The 7,927-nt window shown below is 41.6% G+C and carries 7 protein-coding genes; 1 reads left to right on the top strand and 6 read right to left on the bottom strand.

Annotation, left to right across the window (positions count from 1 at the left end; translation table 11 throughout):
- Nucleotides 1-611 (bottom strand): methionyl-tRNA formyltransferase (locus tag WBJ10_RS02130; protein WP_424287901.1); only part of this gene is annotated, 611 nt, incomplete at its 3' end.
- 107 nt (nt 612-718) lie between these two features.
- Between WBJ10_RS02130 and WBJ10_RS02125 the strand changes: the two genes are divergently transcribed.
- A complete protein-coding gene (locus WBJ10_RS02125) occupies nt 719-1,939 on the top strand; it encodes an FtsX-like permease family protein (RefSeq protein WP_424287900.1) in 1,221 nt (406 codons plus the stop codon).
- A 195-nt stretch (nt 1,940-2,134) separates the two neighbouring features.
- On the opposite strand, the gene mazG is transcribed toward WBJ10_RS02125, so the two are convergent.
- The 5 genes from mazG to WBJ10_RS02100 all read right to left on the bottom strand — a co-directional run bounded on the left by mazG (nt 2,135) and on the right by WBJ10_RS02100 (nt 7,403).
- A complete protein-coding gene (gene mazG / locus WBJ10_RS02120) occupies nt 2,135-2,941 on the bottom strand; it encodes a nucleoside triphosphate pyrophosphohydrolase (protein WP_424287899.1) in 807 nt (268 codons plus the stop codon).
- 103 nt (nt 2,942-3,044) lie between these two features.
- Nucleotides 3,045-3,719 (bottom strand): tRNA (5-methylaminomethyl-2-thiouridine)(34)-methyltransferase MnmD, encoded by a 675-nt coding sequence (gene mnmD / locus WBJ10_RS02115; protein ID WP_424287898.1) that lies wholly within the window; start codon nt 3,717-3,719, stop codon nt 3,045-3,047.
- Between the two features lie 18 nt (nt 3,720-3,737).
- Nucleotides 3,738-4,238: a rhodanese-like domain-containing protein gene (locus WBJ10_RS02110; protein ID WP_424287897.1), complete on the bottom strand. Its 501-nt coding sequence runs from the start codon at nt 4,236-4,238 to the stop codon at nt 3,738-3,740.
- A gap of 96 nt (nt 4,239-4,334) precedes the next feature.
- On the bottom strand, nt 4,335-5,285 hold the full coding sequence (locus WBJ10_RS02105; RefSeq protein ID WP_424287896.1) for a CvpA family protein: 951 nt from the start codon (nt 5,283-5,285) through the stop codon (nt 4,335-4,337).
- 69 nt (nt 5,286-5,354) lie between these two features.
- The gene (locus WBJ10_RS02100) at nt 5,355-7,403 is read right to left on the bottom strand and encodes a M13 family metallopeptidase (protein ID WP_424287895.1); all 2,049 of its coding nucleotides are present in this window, start codon (nt 7,401-7,403) and stop codon (nt 5,355-5,357) included.
- Nucleotides 7,404-7,927: the final 524 nt, after the last annotated feature.

Below are 7,927 nucleotides of genomic sequence, written 5' to 3'. Positions count from 1 at the left end.
ATTTTAGGAGCACTTTTTAAATTATCACTATCGGCTTGAGGCTGTTCTGTATAATGACCTGCTTCAATAGCCTTAACAGTTTTGACCAGCAGGCCGGCACCTGTTTCCATCAATTTATCATGAAGCGGTCCTGCGGTATCATCCAGTCCGATTTGCACAGCCTCGGAAAAAAGCAGGTCGCCGGTATCAATTTCCTGCTTTAAGAAAAAGGTGCTTACTCCTGTTTCAGTCTCACCATTTATTAAGGCCCAGTTTATTGGAGCAGCACCCCGATACTGGGGAAGAAGTGAACCGTGAAGGTTGACAGTTCCTTTTGGCGGCATGTTCCAAACCACTTCGGGCAACATTCTGAATGCCACAATCACCTGCAGGTCTGCTTTTAAACTTTTGAGTTCGGCAAGAAATTCAGGGTCTTTAAGCTTTAGCGGCTGAAGTATTTTTAAACCTTTCTCTTCAGCATACTTCTTAACTGCTGATTCGCTAACTTTTTGACCCCTTCCCGCAGGCTTATCCGGGGCTGTTATAACACCGACAACATCCATCCCATTATCTAACAGTGCTTTTAAAGATGCTACAGCGAAATCGGGCGTGCCCATGAAGACTATTCTCATTCGCCGAAATTACCACAAATCCTCAAACAATGACGAATGTCTTCCTAAATCCCCAACAAGGAATTTAAAAAAATCGCATCTTTGGAGAGGCAATTAAATTATACAATTTGAATCTTCCCCTGTTTATTGCAAAGCGGATCACGTTTAATTCGAAACGTACTTTTTCAAAGCTGATCGTACGCATTGCAATTCTCGGCATCACGTTGGGTCTTGCCGTGATGATCCTTGCTGTTGCAATTGTGAAAGGGTTTAAATCGGAGATCCGTGAGAAGGTCAGGGGATTTTCAGGAGATATCCAGATTTCAAAGCTGGATTTAAACAGCTCCTACGAAAACTCACCATTTACATTCGACAAAGAGAAATCAGGGAAACTTCTAGCCATGCCTAACGTGGATTACGGCCACCCATTCGCCACAAAACCCGGTATCATCAACACCAATGATGAAATTGAAGGGGTGGTGCTCAAAGGTGTTGACCGGAATTATAACTGGGATTATTTTGAGAAAACGCTCGTTGATGGTAAGGTAATTGACTTCTCGGACAGCATTAAATCCAGGGGCCAGATCCTGATATCAAAGTACACTGCTAACCGGCTGAATTTAAAAGTTGGGGACGACTTTCTCATGTATTTTATTGAGAATTCACTGAGAAAACGAAAGTTCGAGATTGCTGGCATCTACAGTTTGGGAGTTGAGGAGGTCGACAAGACTTTCGTAATCGGTGATATTGCCCTGATCCGAAGCCTGAACAAATGGGAAGACACGCAGGTGGGAGGATATGAACTCAGGGTGAAGGATTTCAGCAAACTGGATAAAACAGCAAATTCAGTATATGATAATATACCTATTGAACTGAGGTCGTACTCGGTGAAAGAATATTATCCCACTATTTTTGAATGGTTATCACTTCTGGATGTTAATACCCAGGTGATCTTGATATTAATGATTGCCGTTGCGGTCATTAATATGATTTCTGCTTTACTCATTATGATTTTGGAACGAACCAACATGATAGGCATACTAAAAGCCCTGGGCAGTACCAACTGGAACGTAAGGAAAATTTTCCTTTACAACGCTTCATATCTTGTATTGGTCGGGCTCTTATTGGGCAATTTATTAGGTGCAGGACTGGGATGGTTCCAGGCAGAAACCCACTTTTTTAAACTTGACCAGGCTTCGTATTATATAAATTTTGTCCCTGTACAGTTGGAACTGGGGGATATTGTCCTTTTAAATGCGGGAACATTGATCATTAGCATTATTGTTTTACTAATTCCATCTCTACTGGTAACAAGGATTTCACCGCTAAAGGCAATTAGTTTTAAGTAAGTGTTTCATCGCTTCGCTCTGAAATCGAATCGAACCGCAGAGTACGCAAAGTGAGGCGCAGAGTTCGCAGAGTTTTCCGAACAGGCTTTTATAAAACGTCCAGTAAATTGTATAACAATGGTAGTTTAACGTCCGTCTCTGCGTAAAACTCTGCGCCCTCTGCGGTAAAACCTTGTCGGAAATCTTCCTTAAAATTTATAATTTTTTAGCTTCATTCCAGAAAACATCCATCTCCGCAAGGTTCATATCTTTCAGGTTTTTACCAAGTTCCTTTGCTTTACTTTCCAGATATTGGAAACGTTTGATAAACTTCTTATTTGTTTTTTCCAGTGCGTCTTCCGGATTTATATCAATAAAACGCGCATAATTTATGAGGGAAAAAAGAAGGTCTCCAAATTCTGCTTCTGCCTTTTCGTTGTCAACAGGCTGATCATCGTGCCGGTTAAATTCGTCCTTGAATTCCTGCAGTTCTTCTTCTACTTTCTCCCAAACCTGTTCTTTATTATCCCAGTCGAAACCAACACCTCTGGCTTTTTCCTGGATCCTCGAAGATTTAACTAATGCCGGGAGAGAAACAGGTACACCTCCCAAAACCGACTTGTTCCCTTCTTTAAGCTTAAGCTGTTCCCAGTTGCGTTTCACATCATTCTCATCTTCTACAATTACATCACTGTAGATATGTGGATGGCGATGGATAAGTTTATCGCAGATCCCGTTTAATACATCAACTATATTGAAGTGATTCGTTTCTGAAGCAATTCGGGTGTAAAAAACGAGGTGCAGCATCAGGTCGCCTAATTCCTTTTTGATCTCTTCCATATCGCCGTCAAGTATGGAGTCCGACAATTCGTACGTTTCTTCTATGGTTAGGTGCCTGAGCGTTTCCATGGTTTGTTTCTTATCCCAGGGGCATTGTTCACGAAGCGTGTTCATGATTGTCAGTAAACGTTCGAATGATTCGGCTGGGTTTGAGCCTGAAGGGGGAATGGTGTTTGCGGACATGTGGGTGGTTTGTAGGCAAAAATAGGGTTTTTTAGGGAATGGAGAATGGAGAGTTGAGAATGGAGAGAGCAGAGTGGAGAGTTGAGAATGGGAGTAGGGTCAGTTATAATTTAACGGCTCGGAGCATTTCCCTTTTACCAGGTGCGCCAGGGGCTTTTTCTATGGCGAATCCGAGAGCTTTCATGGTTCGTTTTAAGTTGCCGGTAATGGCGTAAGTAACGAATACTCCTCCGGGCCGGACGAACGCGCTGATATGTGACAAGGCTTCCTCATTCCACATTTCGGGCTGATGAATGGCTGCGAATGCATCGAAATACAGGACGTCGTATAACTGGCTTGTTTGAAAATCTAGAAGTTTTTTACAAGCAATTTCCAACTGAGAATACGGGCTTAACTCTGTTGGCCCTCTTAAAGCGAGCTCATAAGTCATGATAAATTCATTCCAAATCTCCGGTGAGAGATATTGATCATAATCGGTATTGCTAATCAGGTCCAGGGACAGCGGGAATGCTTCAATCCCTGTGTATACCATCCTGACCTTTTCATCTTTACAATACTCCGCCGAAACCAGGTAGTTCAGACCAGTTCCAAAGCCAAGCTCAAGCACTTTAACTTCTTTAGTGCCGTTCTGCAGGAAATACTTAAGCCCGGATTCAAGAAATACGTGTTTACTCTCCTGTAAAGCACCGTGTCGTGAATGATAGTGCTCGCCTATAGTAGGGTTGAAGATCGTTTTTGAACCATCTGAAGTAACAGCAAAGCTTAAATTTTTATCCATAATTATAATCCGGCAAGGCTAATTAACCTTGGTTCCCTTTTCGACCCATCGCGCCCAATCTCTGGAATAAGTATGAATTTCGGAAGTTTGAACATCGTCCATCTTGTATACCGGCTGACCGGAATTAACCCACTCAAATATTCCGCCGTAGAGGCTGTAAACATTTTTATAGCCGGCTTTGATTAATTTCCAGGCAATCTTCTCGCTGCGCGTACCGATTGAACAATATAAAACTACAAAAGCATCCTTAGGAATATCATATACTTTTCTCATGTCGAACCAAAAGTACCCTACATGGCGTGCGTTTTTAAGGTGACTCACATTAAATTCTTCTTCTTCCCTGACATCAAGAACAAACACCTCGTTCTTGTTCAGTTCATTAAACTCCTTAACGTACACTTGCGGGACATCCTGTTTATCAATACTGTCAAGCAATGATTTAAAATCGGGGTCCATTGACTGGGCCACCAAAAGGTTTGCAGATAAGCAGATCGCGATGAATAATATATACTTCAACATCTTATCGTATTAATTATAGAAAAAGCTGACGACCATTGGGTTCCTTTTTTTAATGACCATAAATAAATAACAGATACAACGTTGTAAATAATGCTTTTAGTTTCTGAAATTCTGGGTTACCATAATTCCATTTGCTCCTGCATCCAAAATTCCTATTCCGGCACGCCCGAATGAATCATGTAAAATATTTGCCTTGTGTACAGGCGACTCCATGAAACCCTGGTGAGCTGACTGAAGAGTCTGAGCTAAAGCCAGGTTTTCTCCGGCAATTCGAAATCTTACCCTGTCCTTTCTCATCCGGTCGAATGGACCCAATCCTTCTGGAGTATAGTGCGAAAAATAACCTCTTTGAAGCATATCTGAAGAATGCTTTGTGGCTACCTGCGCCAATTTTTTATCAAATGTCATGGGCCTGAGATTAAATTTCTTCCGCTCCTGGTTGATCAGGTCGAGCATCCGCTTTTCCAGATCGGGCCGGGGCCTGAATTCTTTTGTACGGAAAGCCAATGGAACAAGTTCAGCTCCTTTGGTATGAACAGTGAAATGTTCTGGGGGTCTGTATCCGATGTCGGCTGCCATTTCGGATAAAAGCATTCCCGGCCATCCGTTTTTGTGGTTGAGCAAGTTCGCAAGGTAACTGTCTTTAGTTCTTTGAGATAGATTTCCTAAAGGGTAGGAGAGTGCAAAAAAGGATATTAAAGAAGAATAGACAATACCTGATACCAATCCTGGAATAATACCAAGCGCATTATTACCCCAGTGATAGTGTAGTTCTTCGTCGAGACTTTTCGTTAAGCTCTCCCCAGTCCTTGTAATAAGCTGGCTGAAAAATATTAATAAAACGATAAAGGCTATTGGCCTGATCCAGATTCCGCTCACGGAAACTGTTTGTAAAAGATTGACGATGAGAACGGAGATAAAAAATGCGAGAAGAAAACTCCCCAGCCAAATACTTAACTCAAGCGCAGACTCGATGAAACCTCCTTTCCATCCGCTGTAAATTGAAATGCCTATTACGATGATCAGAATTACATCAATAATGTTCATATAAGTATATAAAAAAGCCCTGCGTTTGAAATTACACAAACGCAGGGCTTTTACAAATTATTACGAAAATTACCAGATCCGGATTCGGTCTTCCGGTTTCTTATATAATTTATCTCCTGGTTTAACATCAAATGCTTTGTACCATGCATCCATATTTACCGGCGCACCGATGGTACGGTAAGGGCCTGGTGAGTGGGTATCGGTAACAATCAACTGCGCTGCAGTTTCATTCAGAATATTTCCTCTCCAAACTTGTGCCCAGGAAAGGAAAAATCGCTGGTCAGGGGTTAAGCCATCAATTTTCTCATTGCTTTGGCCTTGCTTAGTCATCTTAAATGCTTCATATGCCGCATTCAATCCGCCAAGGTCACCTATATTTTCTCCTAAAGTAAGTTTGCCATTTACATGGATGGTGTCAAGTACTGTGTATGCATCATATTGCTTCTGCAAAGCCTCTGCTTTTTCCTTGAAACGTGACCTATCTTCGTCAGTCCACCAGTTACGTAATGTTCCGTCTTTATCATACTGGCTGCCCGAATCATCGAAACCATGTGAAATTTCATGTCCGATTACGGCGCCGATTCCACCATAGTTTATCGCATCGTCCGCATTAGGATCAAAGAAGGGAAATTGAAGGATCCCGGCAGGGAACACAATTTCGTTGTTTACCGCATTGTAGTATGCATTTACAGTAGGGGTAGTCATTCCCCAGCGGGATTTGTCTACAGGATTACCTAACTGGTTTACCATATCCTGGTAAGACCATGTGCTTGAATTCCTAAGGTTATTAAAAAAAGATTTGCGGTCTATCTCTAAGCCTTCATAAGTTTTCCATTTATCAGGGTAAGCAATTTTCGGAGTGAATGCATGTAATTTATCCAGAGCTTTTTGCTTGGTAACTTCACTCATCCAATCCAGTTTTTTGATTCGGATCTCATAAGCTTTTACCAGATTGCTCACAAGCTCCTGCATCCGCTCTTTAGCTTCAGGTTTAAAGTGTTTATCGACATACAATTGTCCCAGTAGCTCACCTACAGTTCCGTCTGTTAATGACGACATCCTCTGCCAACGCGGGGTTTGAACCTTCTGGCCGCTGATAGCCTGACTGAAGGCAAAATTTGCATCTACAAAATCCGAACTCAAATAAGGAGCAGAACTTTTCAGAAGGTTCCACTTCAGGTAGGTTTTCAGATCGTTAATAGGAGTACTGCTAAGGGCAGCATTAAGATCTGTAAAGAATTTCGGCGAGTTAACCAGCAGAGTATCCTGCCCGGTTACCTTCATCAAAGGCATCAAATTTTGCCAGTTCAGATTTGATGTGGTCTTAGCGAAATCGGCTACCGCAAACTTGTTATACGTTTTGTACGGGTCACGCATCTCCACTCTACTCATTTGCGCTTCGGCAAGCTTCTTTTCAAAATTGAAAATGGTCTCTGCGTTTTTAGCCGCCTCTGCTGCACTTGCGCCGGTAAGAGTAAATAGCTTTGCAATGTAATTCTTGTATGCTTCCTGAATTTTAGTGCTGCGCGCATCATTTTTCAGGTAATAGTCTCTGTCGGGAAGAGTAGTACCACCTTGTCCCAGCTGCGGGACAATGTTTGTAACCGCTTTCCTATCCTGTCCTACATAGAAAGTAAAAAATGGCGATCCCGCTCCATAAGTCCGCATTTCAGCAGCATGCCTGATAACGCCATTCAAGTCGGTTATAGCAGAAACTTTTTGCAGGTCAGATTTTATCGGAGTGTAACCCAGTTTCTCAATGGTAACGCTGTCCATTCCCGCCATGTAGAAATCTCCAACCCTTTTCTGAATGGAGCCCGCAGGAGCCTTACTTGCTGAAGCTTCGGCCAAAATATCTTTTACCGCATTAATGTTAAAGTCACGAAGCTGATTAAAACTTCCCCAGCGCGTTTCTTTCGGCGGTACCGGGTTGTTTTTAATCCAGTTGCCACCCGCGTAATTATAGAAGTCGTTTCCCGGTGAGACGTTAGGGTCCATGTGGGACTTATCGATAAAAACAGTTTTCTTTTTAGGAGGAGAATTATGCTGCGCACTTGCATCTAATGCAATAACGCTTGCTGCTCCCAGCAGCACTAATTTATAAAATTTGTTATTCATATTTAATTGGTTGTTTAATACAAATTCAGACCGTGAAATTAGCAGTTTTCCTGGTTGACAAATAAGATACAGATTTATTTATTAAACCAATACAGGATACGGCCTAATTTTAAATAATCCAGAAGAAAGGAGGACAGTCTGAAATTTGAGCTAATTTTCATTAGAACATGTTTTTCTTTGCTATGTAGCCTTTAATCATTAAAGAAGGAAAATTTCTTACCGTTTTGAAGCCCGTTGCAATCATTGTCTATTCAACTTTTAATCAGTGAAAATATTGTGTGCCCTGACCTGAATTTTTAAACACAATTCTCGAAAAGCTTATAATTCTTTGACTGCAGCGCTTAATTAAGTCGTTTCTATTCGAAAATGAAACCTTATTGTTAAATTCGCAGTCTAATTCCATTATTAAGAATGAGCATTCCTAAAACGTATAATCCAAAGGAAACGGAAGATAAATGGTATAAATATTGGCTGGATAAGAAATTTTTCCGGTCGGTGCCTGATGACCGCGAGCCTTATACCAT

It is taken from the genome of Daejeonella sp. (assembly GCF_049655485.1).
In the GTDB taxonomy this organism is placed as follows: Bacteria; Bacteroidota; Bacteroidia; order Sphingobacteriales; family Sphingobacteriaceae; genus Daejeonella.
The sequence above is the reverse complement of the archived record's forward strand: the minus strand, read 5'-3'. Positions and strand labels throughout refer to the sequence as shown.

Coding starts and splice junctions, on each gene's coding strand:
- WBJ10_RS02100 (WP_424287895.1), bottom strand. CDS start 7,403: ATGAATAACAAATTTTATAAATTAGTGCTGCTGGGAGCAGCAAGCGTT.
- WBJ10_RS02110 (WP_424287897.1), bottom strand. CDS start 4,238: ATGTTGAAGTATATATTATTCATCGCGATCTGCTTATCTGCAAACCTT.
- WBJ10_RS02105 (WP_424287896.1), bottom strand. CDS start 5,285: ATGAACATTATTGATGTAATTCTGATCATCGTAATAGGCATTTCAATT.
- mnmD (WP_424287898.1), bottom strand. CDS start 3,719: ATGGATAAAAATTTAAGCTTTGCTGTTACTTCAGATGGTTCAAAAACG.
- mazG (WP_424287899.1), bottom strand. CDS start 2,941: ATGTCCGCAAACACCATTCCCCCTTCAGGCTCAAACCCAGCCGAATCA.